This window comes from Paracoccus sp. SSK6, assembly GCF_039770665.1.
Lineage (GTDB): Bacteria > Pseudomonadota > Alphaproteobacteria > Rhodobacterales > Rhodobacteraceae > Paracoccus.
Genome location: NZ_JBDPNJ010000001.1, coordinates 315,034 through 332,837, shown reverse-complemented (window position 1 = coordinate 332,837; position 17,804 = coordinate 315,034). Strand labels below are relative to the sequence as shown.

The following is a 17,804-nucleotide window of genomic DNA, read 5'->3' as shown; positions in this document are numbered from 1 at the left end:
GCCGATCCTTCAAAACTCGCGGGTCATGTCACGATGCGGGATCCCCGCATCATCGTAAACCGGGCCATGCGCCACAAAGCCCAGCTTTTCATAAAACCCGATGGCATGGGTCTGCGCGCCCAGCCTGGCGCGCGTGATGCCCGGCTGGTCGCGCAGCACATCAAGCGCCGCGCGGATCAGCGCCGCGCCAAGCCCGGTGCCGCGCGCCTGAGCCAGCACGCAGACGCGGCCGATCTTGCCGGTGTCGCCCATGAGCAGGATCCGCGCGCTGCCGACCGGCTGGCCGTCCTGGCTGGCCAGCAGGTGAATCGCCTGGTCGTCCTTGCCGTCCATCTCCTCGGCCTCGGACACGCCCTGTTCCTCGATGAACACGGCGCGGCGCAGGGCGTGGCAGGCGGCAAGATCGGTGGTCCGTTCGATCTTCATTCGAAATATTTTTCCAGAATCCGTTGGTAGATGGTCTTGAGCTGCCGGACCTGCGCCACGGGCACGCGCTCGTCCACTTGGTGCATATAGGCGCCGACAAGGCCGAATTCGACCACCGGGCAGTGGTTCTTGATGAAGCGCGCGTCCGAGGTGCCGCCGCTGGTGGACAGGACCGGCTGGCGGTTGGTTTCCTGCGTGACCACGCTGCGGACCAGATCGACGAAGGGGCCGGGCTGGGTCAGGAAGGCCTCGCCCGAAACCTGGGTGCTGATGGTCAGCGCCACGCCGGTGGCCGCACTGACGCGGGCCGCCCGCGCCGTCAGGTCGGCTTCAAGGCTGGCGGCCGTATGCAGGTCGTTGAAGCGGATGTTCACCACCGCCCGCGCCGCTTCCGGGATCACGTTGGACGCCGGATTGCCGCAGTCGATGCTGGTGATCTGCAAGCCCGTCGGGTCGAAATGATCGGTTCCCGCGTCCAGCGGCGTGGCGATGAGGTCGTTCAGGTATGCCGTCAGCGCGTGCAGCGGATTCTTCGCCTTGTGCGGATAGGCCGCGTGGCCCTGCACCCCCTTGGCGGTGATGGTGAAGGTCGCCGATCCGCGACGGCCGATCTTCATCATCTCGCCCATGATCTCGGGGTTCGACGGCTCGCCCACGATGCAGGCGTCCATGCGCTCGCCATGGGCCTCCATCCAGTCCAGGATGGCGATGGTGCCGTCGCGCGACGGGCCTTCCTCGTCCCCGGTGATGGTCAGGATCACGGCGCCGTCTGGGGGCGTGTCGCGCACGAAATCGATGGCGGCGGCGACAAAGGCCGCGACGCCCGACTTCATGTCGGTGGCGCCCCGGCCCCAGATGATGCCGTCTTCCACATGGCCGCTGAAGGGCGGATGCGTCCAGGAGCCCAGATCGCCGGGCGGCACCACGTCGGTATGGCCGTTGAAGCCGAAGCTGCGCGCCCCCTTGGCGCCCCAGCGGGCGAACAGGTTGGGGGTGCCGCCCCTGTCCACGCGATGGACCTCGAATCCGGCATCCGTCAGCAGGCCGCCCAGCAGGACCAGGGCGCCGCCTTCCTCGGGCGTGACGGAGGGGCAGCGGATCAGGCGGGCGGTCAGGTCGGCGGCATCGATCATGTCATATCCAATCGGAAAGGGCGCGGCGGACAAGGTTCAAGCCGGTGACGACAAGCAGGATCAGGGTCCAGCGGCGGAAGACGGCGGCATCCATGCGGTCCTGCAAGGCAAAGCCCGCCAGCATCCCGCCAAAGGCCGGGATGCACAGGACCGCCGACAGCGGGATCGTCTGCGCGTTCAGGATGCCGGATGCCAGATGCGCTACCGTCAGCCCGGCGGCGCCCAGCAGGAAGACGACGCCCTGGACGCGGATCTGTTCGCGCTTCTCGGCGCCAAGGGACAGCAGCAGCACGATCAGCGGCGGTCCCCAGATGCCGGAAATGCCGCCGTACAGCCCGCCGATGATGCCGGTCGCGATCTCGGCCCGGCGGCGGTGGTGGATGGGCAGCGCCAGCGGCCTGCCCGCCAGTTGCCACAGGGCGAAGCCCAGGATCGGCAGGCCCAGCAGCGCATACATCAGCCCCTGCGGGATCTGCCGGGCCAGTCCCGCGGACAGGGTCATGGCCGCCAGCACCATGGCGATGTGCCAGCGATAGCTGCGGATCGACTGGACCGCCGCCGCCGGGCCTTGCCGCAGCGCCTGATGGATATTCGTGGTCAGCACCGGCAGGATCAGCGCGGCCAGGGCCACTTGCGGCGGCAGAAGGGATGCAAAGGCCGAGGCCATGATCAGCGGCATGGCAAAGCCGATGGTCCCCTTCACGAAGCCCGCAAAACCCGTGACGGCGAAAATTGTCCAGAATTGCCAAGGATCCAGTCCAAACATGCCGCGCAAGCTAGCGGGGCAAAGGCGGAATGGAAATGCCAGATGCGCCGGACATTTTCGTTCACTTAATGCTTGCATTGCGCATAATTGTTGCGCTGCGCTTGCGAAGGCGCTACCCATGCTGCAACGCCGCAAGGAGCCTGATCCATGAAAGACATGCCGCACCAGCTTGATACTGTCCTGTCCGAACTGGCCGACCTGCAAGCCCGCGCCACGCAGGCCTTGCGCGCCATGGTCTCGACCAACGGCAAGATCGACGCCGAGGCCCTGGAGCGGCACCAGCACGCGGCCCATGCCCTGTCCTGGCTGGCCACTTACGTCGAATCGCTGCGCCAGCTTGCCGCCTGGTCGGGCCGCGTGGGTGGAGAGATCGAAAGCCTCATCACGCAGATCGGTTTCGGCGAATACCTGACCCAGATCGCGGGCGGCATTCCGATGAGCCAAACGGAATTTGCCCGCCTGTCCGACCTGGGCCTGGACTGGCAGCCGTCCGACGTGGCCCGCGCCCTGATGACGGGCAACACGCCGGATGCCCGCGCCCGGCTGGCCGCGCTGATGGCGGATGCCAGGGGCAGCGCCACCTTTGGCACAACGGGACTGGATGAGGATCTGGAGATGATCCGCGACCAATTCCGCCGCTGGGCCGACGACAAGGTGGTCCCGCATGCCCATGGCTGGCACCTGAAGGACGAACTGATCCCGATGGAGATCATCCAGGAATTGGCCGAACTTGGCGTCTTCGGCCTGACCATCCCCGAGGAGTTCGGCGGCCTGGGCCTGTCCAAGGCCGCGATGGTCGTCGTCAGCGAGGAACTGTCGCGCGGCTATATCGGCGTGGGCTCTCTGGGCACCCGCAGCGAGATCGCCGCCGAACTGATCCTGGGCGGCGGCACCGATGACCAGAAGGCCCACTGGCTGCCCCGCCTTGCGTTGGGGGAAATCCTGCCCACGGCGGTCTTCACCGAACCCAACACCGGCAGCGACCTGGGCAGCCTTCGGACCCGCGCGGTCAAGGACGGCGACACCTGGACCATCACCGGCAACAAGACCTGGATCACCCATGCCGCGCGCACCCATGTGATGACGCTGCTGGCCCGCACCGATCCCGACACCACCGACTATCGCGGCTTGTCGATGTTCCTGGCCGAAAAGACGCCCGGCACGGATGAGGCCCCCTTCCCCACCCCCGGCATGACCGGGGGCGAGATCGAGGTGCTGGGCTATCGCGGCATGAAGGAATACGAGCTTGGCTTCGACGGCTTCACAGTCCGCGCGGAAAACCTGCTGGGCGGCGTCACCGGCCAAGGCTTCAAGCAGCTGATGCAGACGTTTGAATCCGCGCGCATCCAGACCGCCGCCCGCGCCATCGGCGTGGCGCAGAACGCCCTGGAACTGGGGTTGCAATACGCCCTTGACCGCAAGCAGTTCGGCAAGCCGCTGGTGGCCTTCCCCCGCGTGGCCGACAAGCTGGCGATGATGGCGGTGGAGATCATGATCGCGCGGCAGCTGACCTATTTCAGCGCTTGGGAAAAGGATCACGGCCGCCGCTGCGACCTGGAGGCCGGGATGGCCAAGCTGCTGGGCGCGCGCGTGGCCTGGGCCAGCGCGGACAATGCCCTGCAAATCCACGGCGGCAACGGCTTTGCGCTGGAATACCCCGTCAGCCGTGTGTTGTGCGATGCACGCATCCTGAATATTTTTGAGGGCGCCGCCGAGATTCAGGCCCAAGTGATCGCCCGGCGCCTGTTAGGCTGATCCGATTTCGTCTAGGGTGCTGCAACCAAAGCGGTTTTGCCGCATTCCCATTCGACGTTCGCCTGAAGGAGTCCCACCATGCCCCGCCTTGCCCGTTTCGGCACATTCGGCGCGCTGACCGCCGCAGCCCTTGCCCTTGCCGCCTGCGAACCCACGCCGCCCGTGGATCCCGCAAACGACCGGGGCTTCATTCCGGGCGGCGACTATGCACTGGTGGGCATGGACGGCGCGACCGTGCCGCTGCGCAACATGACCCTGACCATCGCCGAAGGCAGCATCTCGGGGCGCGGGCCCTGCAACGGCTATGGCGCCAGGAACAACGCGGAACTGCCGCTGGTGGCCTTGTCGCCCCTGCAGACCACCGGCGTCGCCTGCGGCAAGAACACCACCATCGAAAACCGCTTCTTCCAGGTTCTGCAGTCGGCGACCGAGATGGAATATTACGGCGGCGTGCTAAAGGTGAAATCGCCCCAGACCTGGCTGATCTTCGAACGCGGCGTGACCGCGACGCAGACCCAGGTCAGCGCGGTCGATCAGGCCCGCGCGGGCCAGTAAGGGCGGGTCAGCAGCCCGTCTTCGGCTGGTTGCGCACCAGCCGGTCCACAAGACGCTGGCGGGCCACCGGAACCGGACGGCCCACCAGTTCCCCGGCGATCCGGGTCGCCAGGAAATGCCCGGTGATCGCCAGCCCCTCGGCCAGGCCTTGGGCGCGATTGTCGCCCGCCCCGCCCAGGATCCCCGGCAGGGGCAGCAGGCGGTCCGCCCATTCCCCCGCCCCTTCGCGACTGACGGCCCGGCCCGATTTCGGGCTGACATAGGCCAGCCCCTCCCGCGCGCCCGTCACCGCGCAGGTTGACAGGTCAAGGCCGAAGCCCATCTCCTCCAGCAGGCGGATTTCCCAGCGCAGGTAATCGGCGCCCCAGTCCGCGCCGGTTTCCATCAGGTCCAGCAGGCGTTCGGTATCGGCGACCAAGGCCGGGTGCGGGTCGCGTTCGGGCAGCGCGAAGACCAGCAGCGAACAGACCGCGTTCAGCCCCGCAAGCGCCAGCGGATCGGCCATCAGCCCCGACCGCAGCCGCACCGGTTCGACCGAAAAGGTGCCAAGCTGGTCGTCCCGCCGCGCCCGCCAGCGCAGGTCCAGCCGGGTGCCCGGTTGCAGCATCGCCGCCCGCCGCTGCGAGGCGCCGCCGGGCACCAGCCCGGAATGGCGCCCGTGCCCGTCGGTCAGCACGTCCAGGATCACCGCCGTCTCGCCATGGGCGCGGCGGGCCAGGACCGTGCCTTCGGCCTGCCACTCCATCAGGCACCGGGCAGGGTCAGCGACCCGTCAGGTTCAAGCGGCCAGAACGGGTTAGTGGCGATTTCCCAGACATGCCCGTCGGGGTCGGCGAAATAGCCGGAATAGCCGCCCCAGAAGACCTTTTCCGGCTGCTTCAGGACCATGGCCCCGGCATCGACCGCCGCCTGGAAGACCGCATCGGTTTCCGCGTCCTCCGCGCAGTTCTGCGCCAGCGTCACCGCACCCGTTCCCAAGGCCGCGCCGGGCCGTCCCTGATCGGCGGCCAGATCGTCCAACCCGAACAGCGCCAGCACGGCGCCGTTCATCTGGTAGAAGGTCACGCCCGGCTGCGAGGCGGGATGCGGCACCCATCCCCAGGCTTCGTAAAAGCGGCGCGCGCGGTCCATGTCGGCCACGCCCAGCGTGACAAGCGTGATGCGTTGGCGGGACAGGGACATGGCACCTCCGATAACCCGGCCAGATTGGCACGGGTCCGGGGCGCTGCCAAGCCTATGGGGTGGCGCGGCTGGTGGAGGGTCCGCGCAGCATCGACAGGGTATAGATCACCAGGGCCGCCCAGATCATCGGGAAGGCGATCATCTGCGCGGTGCCGAAGGGCTCGCCAAAGACCAGCACGGCGGTCAGGAAGATCATCGTCGGCGCGATATATTGCAGGATGCCGATGGTGGACAGGCGCAATTCCTTGGCGGCGGTGGCATAGCACAGCAGCGGCACGGCCGTGACCAGCCCGCAGGCGAACAGGAACACCGTGTCCTTGATGTTGCCCGCCGCGAAATGCGATTGCCCGCTGGCCGTCAGCCAGACGACATAGGCCAGCGCCGGGGGTGTCAGCAGCAGCACCTCCAGCGTGAAACCCTGCGTCGGGCCAAGCGGCAGGCTTTTCTTGCAATAGGCATAGATGCCCCAAGACAGCGTCAGCCCGATCGCCTCCAGCGGCAGGCGGCCAAGCTGCACCGTCAGCACCACGACCGCCAGCGCGGCAAGGGCGATGGCCGCCAGTTGCGCCCGGTTCAGCCGTTCGCGCAGCAGCGTCGCCCCCATGGCCACGCTGAACAGCGGGTTGATGTAGTATCCCAGCGCCGCATCCAGCGCGTGGCCGTTGCCCACCGCCCAGACATAGATCATCCAGTTCACGGAAATCAGCGCCGCCGTCAGCATCGCCATGCCCAGAAGGCGCGGCTGGCGCAGGGCGGCGCCCACCTCGGCCCAGCGGCGCTGCCACAGCAGGACGGCCAGGGCGATAGGCAGCGACCACAGCACGCGATGGGCGATCACCTCGGACGGGGGGACATGGGCCAGCTGCTTCATGAACAGCGGCAGAAAGCCCCACATGACATAAGTGGCGATGGCCAGCATCAGGCCGCGCGGGGAATCACCGGATGAAGGCGGGTTGCTCATGCGCTGTGCATAGGCTGCAAATCAGGCGGGCGCCAGATGGATCACGCCAGACCCGGTTCGTCCAGCAGCGTGCGCCCGTCGCGGCTTTCGATTTCGATCACCCACAGGTCGGGATCGAAGCCGCGCTGCCGGGCAATGGCCTGGTCAATCTCCAGTTCAAGGCCAACGGCCAGCACCTGCCAGGGGCGGCTGTCGGTGTCGAAGTCCCATTCGCGTCCGTAAAGCCGCGCGGTGCCGTCCAAATGCGCGCATTTCACCAGCACCGCGCCCGCCGTGTCGTCCCCGCGCGCCGTCACATAGGCGGGGATGTTCGCCAGCCCCAGACGTGCCAGATAGGCCGAAACCCAGATGCCGGTCGCAAGCCTGGGTTCAGGCATCGCCGTCGCGGAAATCGAGGCCCATCTCGTTGTATCGTTCGGCCTCGTCCAGCCAGTTCTCACGGACCTTGACCTGCAGGAACAGATGGACGCGGCGGCCCATGAATTCCTCCAGTTCGGCGCGGGCAGCCTGGCCCACGGCCTTGATCGTCTCGCCGCCCTTGCCCAGGACGATGCCCTTGTGGCCGGGGCGCGCGACATAGACGACCTGATCCACCTTGGCGGATCCGTCCTTGCGTTCCTCCCAGGCCTCGGTCTCGACCGTCAGCTGGTAGGGGATTTCCTCGTGCAGGCGCAGGGTCAGCTTTTCGCGGGTGATTTCCGCCGCGATCATGCGCATCGGCAGGTCGGCGATCTGGTCCTCGGGATACAGCCAGGGGCCTTCGGGCAGCGTCGCGGCCAGCCAGGCGCGCAGGTCGTCGCAGCCATAACCCTTCTCCGCCGAGATCATGAAGGTGTTGGCGAAGGAATAGGCGGCGTTCAGTTCCGCCGACAGGGCCAGCAGCGTTTCCGCCTTCACCCGGTCGATCTTGTTGATGACCAGGGCCACGGGCGTCTTGCTGTCCAGGCCCTTCAGCGAATCGATGATGGCTGTCACGCCATCGGTCATGCCGCGATGCGCCTCGACCAGCAGAAGGATGATGTCGGCGTCCGATGCCCCGCCCCAGGCGGCGGCGACCATCGAACGGTCCAGGCGGCGGCGCGGGCGGAAGATGCCGGGGGTGTCCACGAAGACGATCTGCGCCGCGTCATGGATGGCGATGCCGCGGATGCGGGCGCGCGTGGTCTGGACCTTGTGGGTGACGATGCTGACCTTGGCACCGACCATCTGGTTCAGCAGCGTCGATTTCCCGGCATTGGGTTCGCCGATCAGCGCGACGAAGCCCGCGCGGGTGGATGTTGTCTCGGTCATTCGCGGCCCTCCAGCCGGTCCAGCAGCGCCTGGGCCGCCGCCTGTTCGATGCTGCGCTTGGTGCCCGCGCCCCTGGCCTGCGCCTGTTGCCCGTCGGCCAGCCGCGCGGTGATCAGGAAGACGGGCGCGTGGTCGGGGCCGCTGCGTTCGGTCTGTTCATAGGAGGGCGGCGGCATTCCATTGGCCTGCGCCCATTCCTGCAAGGCGGTCTTGGCGTCGCGGGGATCGTCCTCCAGCGTCTCCAGCCGGTCGGCCCAGAGCCGCAGCACGATCCGGCGCGCGGCGTCAAAGCCCGCATCCAGATAGACGGCGGCCAGCACGGCCTCCATCGCGTCGGCCAGCAGGGCTTCCTTGCGGCGTCCGCCCGACATCATCTCGGACCGGCCGAGCTTCAGCACCTCGCCCAGACCGATCTCGCGGGCGATGGCGGCGCAGGTCTCGCCCCGGACAAGCGCGTTGTAGCGGGGGGCAAGCTGACCTTCGCTGGCGGATTTGTCGGCGTCGAACAGCGCCTCGGCCATGACAAGGCCCAGGACGCGGTCGCCCAGGAATTCAAGCCGCTGGTTGTCGGGACGCGTCGCGCTGGCGATGGATCCATGCGTCAGAGCGCGCACCAGCAGTTCGGGCCGCGCGAAGTCGTGTCCCAGCCGCGCCATGAAGGCGCGGATGTCAGCGCCCGGTTTCACTCCACCGCCTTGAAGAAGCGGTCGGCCCGCCAGGTCCAGAAATAGAGAAGCGACCGTCCGGCCGAGGAGAACATGATCCGGTCCGCGCGGCCGATCAGGTATTCGGCGGGGACGAAGCCCAGGCCGCCGATTTCCTGCGGAAAGCGCGAATCTTCCGAATTGTCGCGGTTGTCGCCCATGAAGAAATACTGCCCCTCGGGGACGGTGAATTTCGGCGTGTCATCCGCGAAGGCGCCGTCCTGGATGTTCAGGATATTGTGGCTGACACCGTTCGGCAGCGTTTCGGTGAAGCGCTGGCTGATGCAGTCGGCGCCTTTCGGGACCGGGTCGTTCACGCAGCGCGGGATCAGGCCCTGGGGGCCCTGCTGTTCCTTGACCTCGACGAACTCTCCCGCGGGCGTGATCGGCACTTCCTGATCGTTGATGAACAGGCGGCCATTGCGCATCTGGACCGTGTCGCCGGGCAGGCCGATCAGCCGCTTGATGAAATCGACGCCGCGCGTCGGATGGCGGAACACGACCACGTCGCCGCGCTCGGGTTCCGATCCCAGGATCCGGCCGCTGATGGGGCACATCGCGAAGGGGCAGGAATATTGCGAATAGCCATAGGCCATCTTGTTGACGAACAGGAAGTCGCCGATCAGCAGCGTGTCCTTCATGGACCCGGACGGGATCCAGAAGGGCTGGAAGAACAGCGTGCGGAAGATGCCCGCGATGACCAGGGCCCAGAAGATGGTCTTCACCGTCTCCCATAGGCCTTCCTTCTTCTTGCCCGCCGTGCTGTCGGCCATGATGTCGTCCCTTATCAAGCGCGGGCGCATGGCCGCATTGGCGCGTTCATGGTCCCCGGCGGGGGGCAAAGTCAAGATTGCGGCGCGTCCGGCAGGGCCTCGATCACCACGAAAGCCTGCGCCCAGGGGTGATCGTCGGTCAAGGTGACGTGAACGATGGCGTGGTGGCCGGGCGGCGTCATCCGCGCCAGCCGGTCGGCGGCCCAGCCGGTCAGTTCCATCACCGGCTGGCCCGAGGGCAGGTTGCTGACCGCCATGTCGCGCCAGCTGATGCCCATGGCAAGCCCGGTGCCAAGCGCCTTGGAGCACGCCTCCTTGGCGGCCCAGCGTTTCGCCAGCGTCCCCGCCTCATCCTTGCGGCGCGCGGCCTTGGCCAGTTCGGTGGGCGTGAAGACGCGATGGCGGAAGCGGTCGCCGAAACGGTCCAGCGTGCCCGCGATGCGGTCGATATTCGCAAGGTCGGTGCCGATGCCGAGGATCATGCGCCTGGCCCCGGCAGGGTCATGGGTATTTGGGCAAAGAAGAAGCGGCAGGTCATTTCGCGCCCTGCACCGTGATGTCGCCGGTCTGCTGGTTGATGGTCAGAGACAGTTGATACCAACCGGCTTCGGGATCCTCGGGCAGGTAGTGCTGCGCGGGCAGCGTCAGCGTCAGGCCACGCGCAGGGTCATAGCTGGTCTGACGCTTGGCAAAGTCCAGGTCGTAGAAGCCGATCCCGTCCGCACCGATGACGCGGCATTGCCGGAAGCCCAGTTCGTCTCGCGGGGGGCTGATGACGACCAGCTTCCATGCGCCGCCCGCGGGTTCGACCATATCCAGCCGCGCCAGGCGGATGTCGCCATTGGCATAGGTCGCGATGTTCTGCTCCCACGGTTCGGCAATGGCATCGACACGTTCCGCATCGCCGCAGGGCTTCACGTCGATCTGCTGAGCCTGGGCCTGACCGGAAAGCAGGACAAGGGCGGCAAGAAGGCGGATCATGTCCGCGCCTCGTCCATCTTGCGGCGCATTTCGCGGATTGCCTCGCCCAAGCCGATGAAGACCGACTCGGCGATCAGGAAATGCCCAATGTTCAGCTCCTTGACCTGCGGGATGGCGGCGATGGGGCCTACCGTGTCGAAGGTCAGGCCGTGGCCCGCGTGGACCTCCAGCCCCAGGCTGTGGGCCAGGGCCGCGCCCTCAACCAAGCCCGCCAGTTCGGCGTCGCGTTCCGCAAAGCGGCCCTCGGTGTCCAGGTCGCAATAGGCGCCGGTGTGCAGTTCGACGACCGCCGCGCCGATGCGGGCGGCGGCCTCAATCTGCGCGGGGTCGTGGCCGATGAACAGCGACACGCGGCAGCCCGCGTCGCGCAAGGGGGCGATGTAGTCGGCCAGCATCGCCTCGTTCCCGGCAACATCAAGGCCGCCTTCGGTGGTGCGCTCTTCCCGCTTTTCGGGGACGAGGCAGACGGCATGGGGGCGGTGGCGCAGGGCGATGGCCTGCATCTCCGCCGTCGCAGCCATCTCCAGATTCAGGGGCAGCCGCAGGTTCGCCATCAGCGCGTCGATGTCGGCGTCGCTGATATGGCGGCGGTCTTCGCGCAGATGGGCGGTGATTCCGTCGGCGCCCGCTTCTTCCGCGATGCGGGCAGCGCGCAGGGGGTCGGGCCAGGGCGTGCCGCGCGCGTTGCGGATGGTTGCGACGTGATCGATGTTGACGCCAAGACGCAGCATGAAGTCCCCCTTGCGGTTTGCGACACCTTAGCGGGGGGCAAGCGGCGGTGCCAGTTCCGTCGCGACCGCCCACCAGCCATGCTGTTTCAACGCATCGGCGGCAATGCGGGCGCGGTCGGGACGGTCGTAAAGCCCGAAGCAGGTCGCGCCCGACCCTGACATGCGCGCGAAGGCTGCCCCCGTGGCGCGCAGGGCCTCCAGCACCTGCCCAATCACGGGGGCGATGGTCAGCGCGGGAGCTTCCAGATCGTTGCGCGTGCCTGCCAGCCAATCCGCAAGATCGGCCAGACCGGCAAAGCGCGGGATGGGGGGCAGACCAGGATTGTCGCGCCGATCCATCGCCGCAAAGACCTGCGGCGTGGAAACCGCGATGCCCGGATTGGCCAGCACCAGCGGGATGGCGGGTAGCGGCGGCAGTGGGGTGACGATCTCACCCACCCCCTCCATCCGCGCGAGGCTTGCTCCCAGGCAGACCGGCACATCGGCGCCCAGCCGTTCGGTGCCTGCGGGCAGCGCATGACCCATCCGGGCCAGCCCGCGCAGCACCGCCGCCGCGTCGGCCGACCCGCCGCCGATGCCCGAGGCCACCGGCAGGTTCTTGGTCAAGGTGATCGCGGCCCCTGCCCCCGCCAGCCGGGCCGCGCGCAGGCACAGGTTGTCGTCGCTGACCGGCAGGCCCGCTGCGAACGGCCCCTCGACCCGCAGGGACAGCGGGCCGGGTTCCATCGTCACCACATCGCCCACGCCCGCAAAGGCCACCAGCGAATCCAGCAGGTGATAGCCGTCGGGACGGTGTCCGGTGACATGCAGCGCAAGGTTCAGCTTGGCTGGCGCGGGCTCGACAATCGCGGGCATCGCTAGTTCGCGGCGGCCTGCGGGGTTGGCTCGGGGGTTTCAGCCGTGCCCGCCGCCGCTTCCTCGGCCAGGACGGCGTCGAGGCCCCGCTCCAGCTTGGCGCGGATGCGGTCGAGATCCACGTCCTCGGTTTCGGTCGGGTCCAGCGACAGGGCGCGTTGCCACTGGATCTCGGCCTCGCGGTGGCGGCCGACCTTCCAGTAGATGTCGCCCAGGTGGTCGTTGACCAGCGGATCCTGCGACATGGTCAGGATGGCGGCCTCCATCGGCGCGACCGCTTCGTCATAGCGGCCAAGCCGGTAATAGGCCCAAGCCAGCGAATCGAGGATATAGCCATCGTCGGGCGACAGCTCGACCGCCTTCTGGATCAGCCCCAAGGCGCGGTCCAGGTTCTGGTTCCGGTCGATCCAGCTGTAGCCCAGGTAATTCAGCAGGCTGGCCTGGTCCGGGCGGATCTCGATGGCGGCCAGGAAATCGGCCTCGGCCTTGTCGAACTGCTGCGACCGTTCCAGCGCGATGCCGCGCGCGTAAAGCGGGAACCAGCGGGCCTCAGCGGGCGCATCCTCCAACAGGGCCAGGGCCTTGTCATAGGCGGGCACGGCCTGGGCGAATTTTTCCTGCTGGCGCAGCAGGTCGCCAAGCGCGATCCAGGCCTGCGGCAAGTCCGGATAGGCGGCGGTCAGCGACAGGGCGGCCTTGCCCGCCTCGTCGGTGCGGCCCGCGCGCGACAGGCTGTCGATGCGCGACAGTTCGGCGGCGGGACGCATCTGGCCCATGCGGCGCAGGGCGTCGAATTCGGGTTCGGCCAGGTCGAACTGCTGGCGCTCCTGCAGGATCTGGGCGACCATCAGGCGCGCCTCGGCGGTGTCGGGCGACAGCCAGGCGGCCAGCCGGGCATGGATCAGCGACAGCGGTTCGGGATCCGGGCTGGAGGCCAGGGCCGAGGCGAAGGTCAGGAAGACCTGCGCGATCCCGTCGGCGGGCGTCCTGACCACGTCGAAGGCCACCGGCTGGCCGGTCTTCAGCCTGTCGCGCAGCGCCAGAAGCTGCGGCTCGGCCTCGATGCCGGGTATCGCCTCGATCATGGCGACGGCCTCGTCCCGGCGTTCCAGCTGGGCGAGGATCTGGGCGCGGGCGGCAAAGCCCAGGATATGCGCGCCGGTGGTTTCATCGGCCAGCAGCGCCTCGGCCCCTTCGTAATCGCCGACCAGGGCGCGGGCCAGGGCCAGGTGATAGTTCACCATCGGCGCGACGCCCGGCAGCCTGGTCAGGCGTTCGAATTCGGCCAGGGCCTCGGACGCCTTGCCCGCCCCCAGAAGGCCCCAGCCCCGCAGCATCCCGGCCAGCAGGTCGGCTTCGGAACTGGCGTCGGTGGGCGTGCCGACATCGGCCAGAAGCCCGGCCCAGTCGCCCCCATGGACCAGATCGGCGCGATGAATCAGGCGCGACAGTTCGGTCGGCTCGCCATCGCCGCCGATGCGGTTGGCAAGCTGGACGGCGCGGTCGATTTCCCCGGCGGATACAAGCGCGACCAGGGCGCTGTCCTGCAGGAAGCGGTCGCCGGGATCATGGGCGACGGCCTGCACGAAGAACCGCGCGGCAGCCTGGAAGTCGTTTTCCACCGTCGCCATGCGCGCGGCCAGGAAGGGCCCGGCAAGACCGAAGGTCAGCGGCGCGGGATCGGATTTCGGCGCGGGGGCGCTGGCGGGGGCATCGCCGTCGGGGCGCGGTTCGGGCCGGTCCTGGGCCTGGACGGGCAGCGACAGCGCCGTCAGAAAGGCAGCGATCAGGGCCAGATTCGGGCGGGTCAGGGTCAATGGGGCCATCCCGGAGATCACAAATGCGTTCCGCCGACCCTAACGCGGTGCCAGGGGCGGGGCAACGCCCGCCCCCATCCCCCCGATCACATATTCGGGTAGTTTGGCCCGTCGCCGCCCTGTGGGGTGGTCCAGGTGATGTTCTGGGAGGGATCCTTGATGTCGCAGGTCTTGCAGTGGACGCAGTTCTGGAAGTTGATCACGAAGCGCGGCCCGCTTGCCTCCTCGACCACCTCGTAGACGCCGGCCGGGCAGTAGCGCTGCGCGGGCTCGGCGTATTCGGGCAGGTTGACGCGGATCGGGATCGTGGGATCGGTCAGCTTCAGGTGGCAGGGCTGGCTTTCCTCGTGGTTGGTGAAGGAAAAGGCCACGTTGGTCAGCCGGTCGAAGCTCAGCTTGCCGTCGGGTTTCGGATAGTCGATGGGCTGGAAGTCACGCGCCTTGCCGGTGGCTTCCGCGTCCGTCTTGCCGTGCTTCCAGGTGCGCAGGATGTTGCGCCCCGTCAGCCCGGCCCCCCACATGTCCATGCCGCCGAGGACCAGCGACGGCCAGAGCCCATAGCGCGACCAGGCGGGCTTGACGTTGCGCACCTTGCGCAGATCCTGGCCGATGGCGCCCGTGCGCACCGCCTGATCGTAATCCGTCAGCCGGTCGCCCTCGCGCCCCGCGGCAATCGCCCTGGCCGCCGCCTCCGCCGCCTCGATGCCCGAGAGCATGGCGTTGTGGTTGCCCTTGATGCGCGGCACGTTGACCATGCCCGCCGAGCAGCCCAGCAGCACGCCGCCGTCGAAGCTGAGTTCCGGCAGCGACTGCCAGCCGCCCTCGCTGATCGCGCGGGCGCCATAGGAGATGCGCTTGCCTCCCTCCAGCAGGTCGGCCACCATCGGGTGGTGCTTGAAGCGCTGGAACTCCATGTAGGGATAAAGATAGGGGTTTTCGTAGTTCAGGTGCACCACGAAGCCCAGCATCACCAGGTTGTCCTCGTAGTGATAGATGAAGCTGCCGCCGCCGGCGTTCTTGCCCAGCGGCCAGCCCATGGTGTGGACGACCCGGCCCTTCTGGAACTTCGAAGGATCGACCTCCCAAATCTCCTTCATGCCGAGGCCGTATTTCTGCGGCTCGTGGCCCTCCGACAGGCCCAGCTTGTTGATGATGACCTTGGCCAGGCTGCCGCGCACGCCCTCGCCGATGAAGACATACTTGCCGTGCAGTTCCATGCCGGGCTCGTAATGCGGCCCCGGGGTGCCGTCCGCTTGCAGCCCCATCTCGCCCGCGACCACGCCCTTCACGCGGTCGCCGTCCCAGACCACCTGGCTGGCCGCCATGCCGGGAAAGATCTCGACGCCCAGGGCTTCCGCCTGCTCGGCCAGCCAGCGGCAGACGCTGCCCATGGAGACGATGTAGTTGCCATGGTTGTTCATCAGCCGCGGCATCGGCCAGTTGGGCACCCGCACCGCGCCCGCCGCGCCCAGGACATAGAAGTTGTCGTCGGTGACTTCGGTGCGGATCGGGGCGCCCCGCTCCTTCCAGTCGGGGATCAGCCGGTTCAGTCCCACCGGGTCCAGCACCGCCCCCGACAGGATATGCGCGCCGACCTCGGAGCCTTTCTCCAGCACCACCACCGACAGATCAGGGTCGATCTGCTTCAGACGGATCGCCGCAGACAAACCCGACGGCCCCGCCCCGACAATGACCACGTCATACTCCATCGACTCGCGGTCAGGCTGCATGCTGTCGGTCATGGCTGGGGTTCCTCCTGGCTCTCTTCGGTCTTGCATGTAGCGTTTCTGCCGCATCGCGGCAATCCTGACGCGACGGCCAAAAACTGCCGTTGGGGCCTCGCGCGGGCTTGCAAAGATGCGGCAATTCGGGGCACGGTGCCGACAACAAGGCTTGCGCCCCTGCCATTCCGAATGGCGGGGGCGTTGCCTTAGCATTTGGACGGCAACCGCATCCCGCAAAGGATTGCATCCCGCAGAGGATTGGGCAGCGATGGACAAGATTCCGATGACCCGCGGCGGCTATGCCGCGCTTGAACGCGAACTGGGCGACCTGAAGTCGAAGGAACGCCCCGCGATCATCCGTCAGATCGCCGAGGCGCGCGAACATGGCGACCTGTCGGAAAACGCCGAATACCATGCCGCCCGCGAAAAGCAGGGCTTCATCGAGGGGCGTATCAAGGAACTGGAATCGATCCTGTCGCGGGCCGAGCAGATCGACCCGTCGAAGCTGTCGGGTTCCGTCAAGTTCGGCGCCGTCGTCAACCTGGTGGACGAGGATACCGACGAGGAACGCACCTACCAGATCGTGGGCGAGGCCGAGGCCGACATCGAACGCGGGCTGCTGAACATCCGCTCGCCCTTGGCCAAGGCCTTGATCGGCAAGGACGTGGGCGACAGCGTCGAGGTCACGACGCCCGGCGGCCAGCGCAGCTACGAGATCCTCGCGATCCGGTACGAATAAGCCGATGTCCCTGGTTGCACGGATCGCCACCCTGGCGCAGCGCGACGCCATCACCGCGACGGGCATTGTCCTGGGCGCCGTCTGGCTGCTCCTGGTGGCCCTGTTCTGGCTGCTGGCGCCGGGGGGCGACGGCAGCGGGGGCGGCATCGCGCGCCTGACGGTCATCATGGGCACGATCCTGCCCCTGGCGCTGATCTGGCTGGCGGTCAGGACCGCCCGCGCCATCGCCGTCCTGCGGGCCGAGGCCGACGACCTGCGCCAGCGCCTGGCCCAGTTGCGCGACATGGCCGCGACCCGTGGCGCCCCGCCCCGCGCGGTGCCCGATCCCGAAGCCTTCGGCGAACCGGATCCGCTGCCGCGCGTCCCTGCCCCGACCCCGGCGCCCCGTCCCACGCCGCGCCCCGTGGCCGAAAACCGGCCGCAGGCGGTGCGCGCAGAACCTTCGGAGCCCGTCGATGCCGACACGCTGATCCGGGCGCTGAACTTTCCCGACGGTCCCGACGATTCGCTGGCCATCGCCGCCCTGCGCCACGCGCTGCAGGACAACGATCACGCCCGCGTGCTGCGCGCGGCGCAGGATGTGGTGACGCTGCTGGCCGGGCAGGATCTGTACATGGACGACCTGCCGCCCGAGCCCGCCTCCCCCGCCGTCTGGCGCCGCTTTGCGGAAGGGGCGCGCGGCAGCGCCGTGGCGGCCCTGGGCGGCATCCAGGATCCGGTCGCGCTGGAGATCACCTCGGCCCTGCTGGACCGGGACGAGATCTTCCGCGACACCGCCCATCATTTCCTGCGCCATTTCGACGCCATGCTGTCCCGGCAGGTGCCGGGGATGGACGATGCCCAGATCGCCGTGCTTGCCGAAACGCGGTCGGCCCGCGCCTTCATGCTGCTGGGCCGGATCGCCGGAACCTTCGGCTGATCACACGGGGCGGCGCAGGATCGCCACCGGCCCCGTCCAGGGCCAGCCATAGGGCCCGCGCCCGATCTCGGCAAAGCCGGTCGCGGCATGGAAGGCCATTGCGGGACGGTTTCTCAGCGCGACCTCGGCCCGCAGGCCGGGGCGGCCGGCCCTGCGCGCGACATCCGAAGCAGCTTCCAGCAGCGCCCGGCCCGTGCCCCGGCGCGGGCCATCCACCACGATCCCGTCGATCACCAGGTCAAGGGTTTCCGGCGCGGGCCGGAACAGCAGCCGCGCCAGCAGCGGCATCTCGGCCAGCAGCCCGCCGTGATGGTCGCGAAAGCCCGCCACGCCCGCCAGACGGCCATCGCTTCGGATCGCGGCAATGCCGTGGCAGGGGCGGATGGGGGGTGCCCTGCCTGCGGCGAAGGGCGCGAAGGCGCCCCACCACATCCGGGCGGCGTCGCGCAGGTGCCGGTCGGGAATGGGGGTCGTGATCTGCACCCGGCCTTGC

At 68.0% G+C, this 17,804-nt stretch carries 21 protein-coding genes; 4 read left to right on the top strand and 17 right to left on the bottom strand.

The genetic code is table 11. The annotated features are described in order from the left end of the window. Positions 1-9: 9 nt before the first annotated feature. Genes AAIL68_RS01715 through AAIL68_RS01705 form a run of 3 tightly spaced genes read right to left on the bottom strand, consistent with a single transcriptional unit; the run spans position 10 to position 2,325 of the window. Complete coding sequence (locus tag AAIL68_RS01715; protein WP_347137755.1) at positions 10-426, bottom strand: GNAT family N-acetyltransferase; 417 nt, start codon at positions 424-426, stop codon at positions 10-12. Beyond that, complete coding sequence (gene dapE, locus AAIL68_RS01710) at positions 423-1,559, bottom strand: succinyl-diaminopimelate desuccinylase (RefSeq protein WP_347137754.1); 1,137 nt, start codon at positions 1,557-1,559, stop codon at positions 423-425. The genes AAIL68_RS01715 and dapE overlap by 4 nt, the downstream gene beginning before the upstream one ends. A gap of 1 nt (position 1,560) precedes the next feature. Further along, positions 1,561-2,325, bottom strand: coding sequence for a sulfite exporter TauE/SafE family protein (locus AAIL68_RS01705; RefSeq protein ID WP_347137753.1), 765 nt, complete (start codon positions 2,323-2,325; stop codon positions 1,561-1,563). 156 nt (positions 2,326-2,481) lie between these two features. Here AAIL68_RS01705 and AAIL68_RS01700 point away from each other — a divergent pair, with 156 nt between their 5' ends. Further along, positions 2,482-4,080, top strand: coding sequence for an acyl-CoA dehydrogenase family protein (locus AAIL68_RS01700; RefSeq protein ID WP_347137781.1), 1,599 nt, complete (start codon positions 2,482-2,484; stop codon positions 4,078-4,080). Between the two features lie 78 nt (positions 4,081-4,158). Then, positions 4,159-4,635 carry an META domain-containing protein gene (locus tag AAIL68_RS01695; RefSeq protein WP_347137752.1) on the top strand — a complete coding sequence of 159 codons (477 nt, stop codon included), beginning with the start codon at positions 4,159-4,161 and terminating at the stop codon, positions 4,633-4,635. A gap of 7 nt (positions 4,636-4,642) precedes the next feature. Here the strand turns inward: AAIL68_RS01695 and recO are convergent, their stop codons facing one another. From recO to AAIL68_RS01630, 13 genes are all read right to left on the bottom strand, one after another. Further along, entirely contained in the window at positions 4,643-5,380 is a 738-nt protein-coding gene (recO, locus tag AAIL68_RS01690; protein ID WP_347137751.1) for a DNA repair protein RecO, read from the bottom strand. Then, positions 5,380-5,811: a VOC family protein gene (locus tag AAIL68_RS01685; RefSeq protein ID WP_347137780.1), complete on the bottom strand. Its 432-nt coding sequence runs from the start codon at positions 5,809-5,811 to the stop codon at positions 5,380-5,382. Before AAIL68_RS01685 ends, recO begins: the two co-directional genes overlap by 1 nt. A gap of 58 nt (positions 5,812-5,869) precedes the next feature. Beyond that, a complete protein-coding gene (gene rarD / locus AAIL68_RS01680; protein ID WP_347137750.1) occupies positions 5,870-6,778 on the bottom strand; it encodes an EamA family transporter RarD in 909 nt (302 codons plus the stop codon). Positions 6,779-6,819: 41 nt separating this feature from the next. Continuing rightward, positions 6,820-7,155, bottom strand: a complete 336-nt coding sequence (locus AAIL68_RS01675; RefSeq protein ID WP_347137749.1) for a DUF1491 family protein — start codon at positions 7,153-7,155, stop codon at positions 6,820-6,822. After that, positions 7,148-8,068, bottom strand: a complete 921-nt coding sequence (gene era, locus AAIL68_RS01670) for a GTPase Era (protein WP_347137748.1) — start codon at positions 8,066-8,068, stop codon at positions 7,148-7,150. The genes AAIL68_RS01675 and era overlap by 8 nt, the downstream gene beginning before the upstream one ends. Continuing rightward, entirely contained in the window at positions 8,065-8,754 is a 690-nt protein-coding gene (rnc, locus tag AAIL68_RS01665) for a ribonuclease III (protein ID WP_347137747.1), read from the bottom strand. Before rnc ends, era begins: the two co-directional genes overlap by 4 nt. Further along, complete coding sequence (gene lepB, locus AAIL68_RS01660) at positions 8,751-9,545, bottom strand: signal peptidase I (protein ID WP_347137746.1); 795 nt, start codon at positions 9,543-9,545, stop codon at positions 8,751-8,753. The genes rnc and lepB overlap by 4 nt, the downstream gene beginning before the upstream one ends. Before the next feature lie 71 nt (positions 9,546-9,616). Further along, on the bottom strand, positions 9,617-10,027 hold the full coding sequence (gene acpS, locus AAIL68_RS01655) for a holo-ACP synthase (RefSeq protein WP_347137745.1): 411 nt from the start codon (positions 10,025-10,027) through the stop codon (positions 9,617-9,619). Positions 10,028-10,079: 52 nt separating this feature from the next. After that, positions 10,080-10,526 (bottom strand): hypothetical protein, encoded by a 447-nt coding sequence (locus tag AAIL68_RS01650; RefSeq protein ID WP_347137744.1) that lies wholly within the window; start codon positions 10,524-10,526, stop codon positions 10,080-10,082. Next, complete coding sequence (locus tag AAIL68_RS01645) at positions 10,523-11,257, bottom strand: pyridoxine 5'-phosphate synthase (RefSeq protein ID WP_347137743.1); 735 nt, start codon at positions 11,255-11,257, stop codon at positions 10,523-10,525. The genes AAIL68_RS01650 and AAIL68_RS01645 overlap by 4 nt, the downstream gene beginning before the upstream one ends. 27 nt (positions 11,258-11,284) lie before the next feature. Beyond that, complete coding sequence (locus tag AAIL68_RS01640; RefSeq protein ID WP_347137742.1) at positions 11,285-12,112, bottom strand: 4-(cytidine 5'-diphospho)-2-C-methyl-D-erythritol kinase; 828 nt, start codon at positions 12,110-12,112, stop codon at positions 11,285-11,287. Positions 12,113-12,114: 2 nt separating this feature from the next. Continuing rightward, on the bottom strand, positions 12,115-13,938 hold the full coding sequence (locus AAIL68_RS01635; protein ID WP_347137741.1) for a tetratricopeptide repeat protein: 1,824 nt from the start codon (positions 13,936-13,938) through the stop codon (positions 12,115-12,117). A 77-nt stretch (positions 13,939-14,015) separates the two neighbouring features. After that, a complete protein-coding gene (locus AAIL68_RS01630; protein ID WP_347137740.1) occupies positions 14,016-15,671 on the bottom strand; it encodes an electron transfer flavoprotein-ubiquinone oxidoreductase in 1,656 nt (551 codons plus the stop codon). A 250-nt stretch (positions 15,672-15,921) separates the two neighbouring features. On the opposite strand from AAIL68_RS01630, the gene greA reads away from it, so the two are divergent. Together greA and AAIL68_RS01620 are read left to right on the top strand one after the other, a co-directional pair. After that, a complete protein-coding gene (gene greA, locus AAIL68_RS01625) occupies positions 15,922-16,392 on the top strand; it encodes a transcription elongation factor GreA (protein WP_347137739.1) in 471 nt (156 codons plus the stop codon). A 4-nt stretch (positions 16,393-16,396) separates the two neighbouring features. Further along, positions 16,397-17,311: a hypothetical protein gene (locus AAIL68_RS01620; protein WP_347137738.1), complete on the top strand. Its 915-nt coding sequence runs from the start codon at positions 16,397-16,399 to the stop codon at positions 17,309-17,311. Here the strand turns inward: AAIL68_RS01620 and AAIL68_RS01615 are convergent, their stop codons facing one another. Next, positions 17,312-17,794: a GNAT family N-acetyltransferase gene (locus AAIL68_RS01615; RefSeq protein ID WP_347137737.1), complete on the bottom strand. Its 483-nt coding sequence runs from the start codon at positions 17,792-17,794 to the stop codon at positions 17,312-17,314. Between the last annotated feature and the right edge of the window lie 10 nt (positions 17,795-17,804).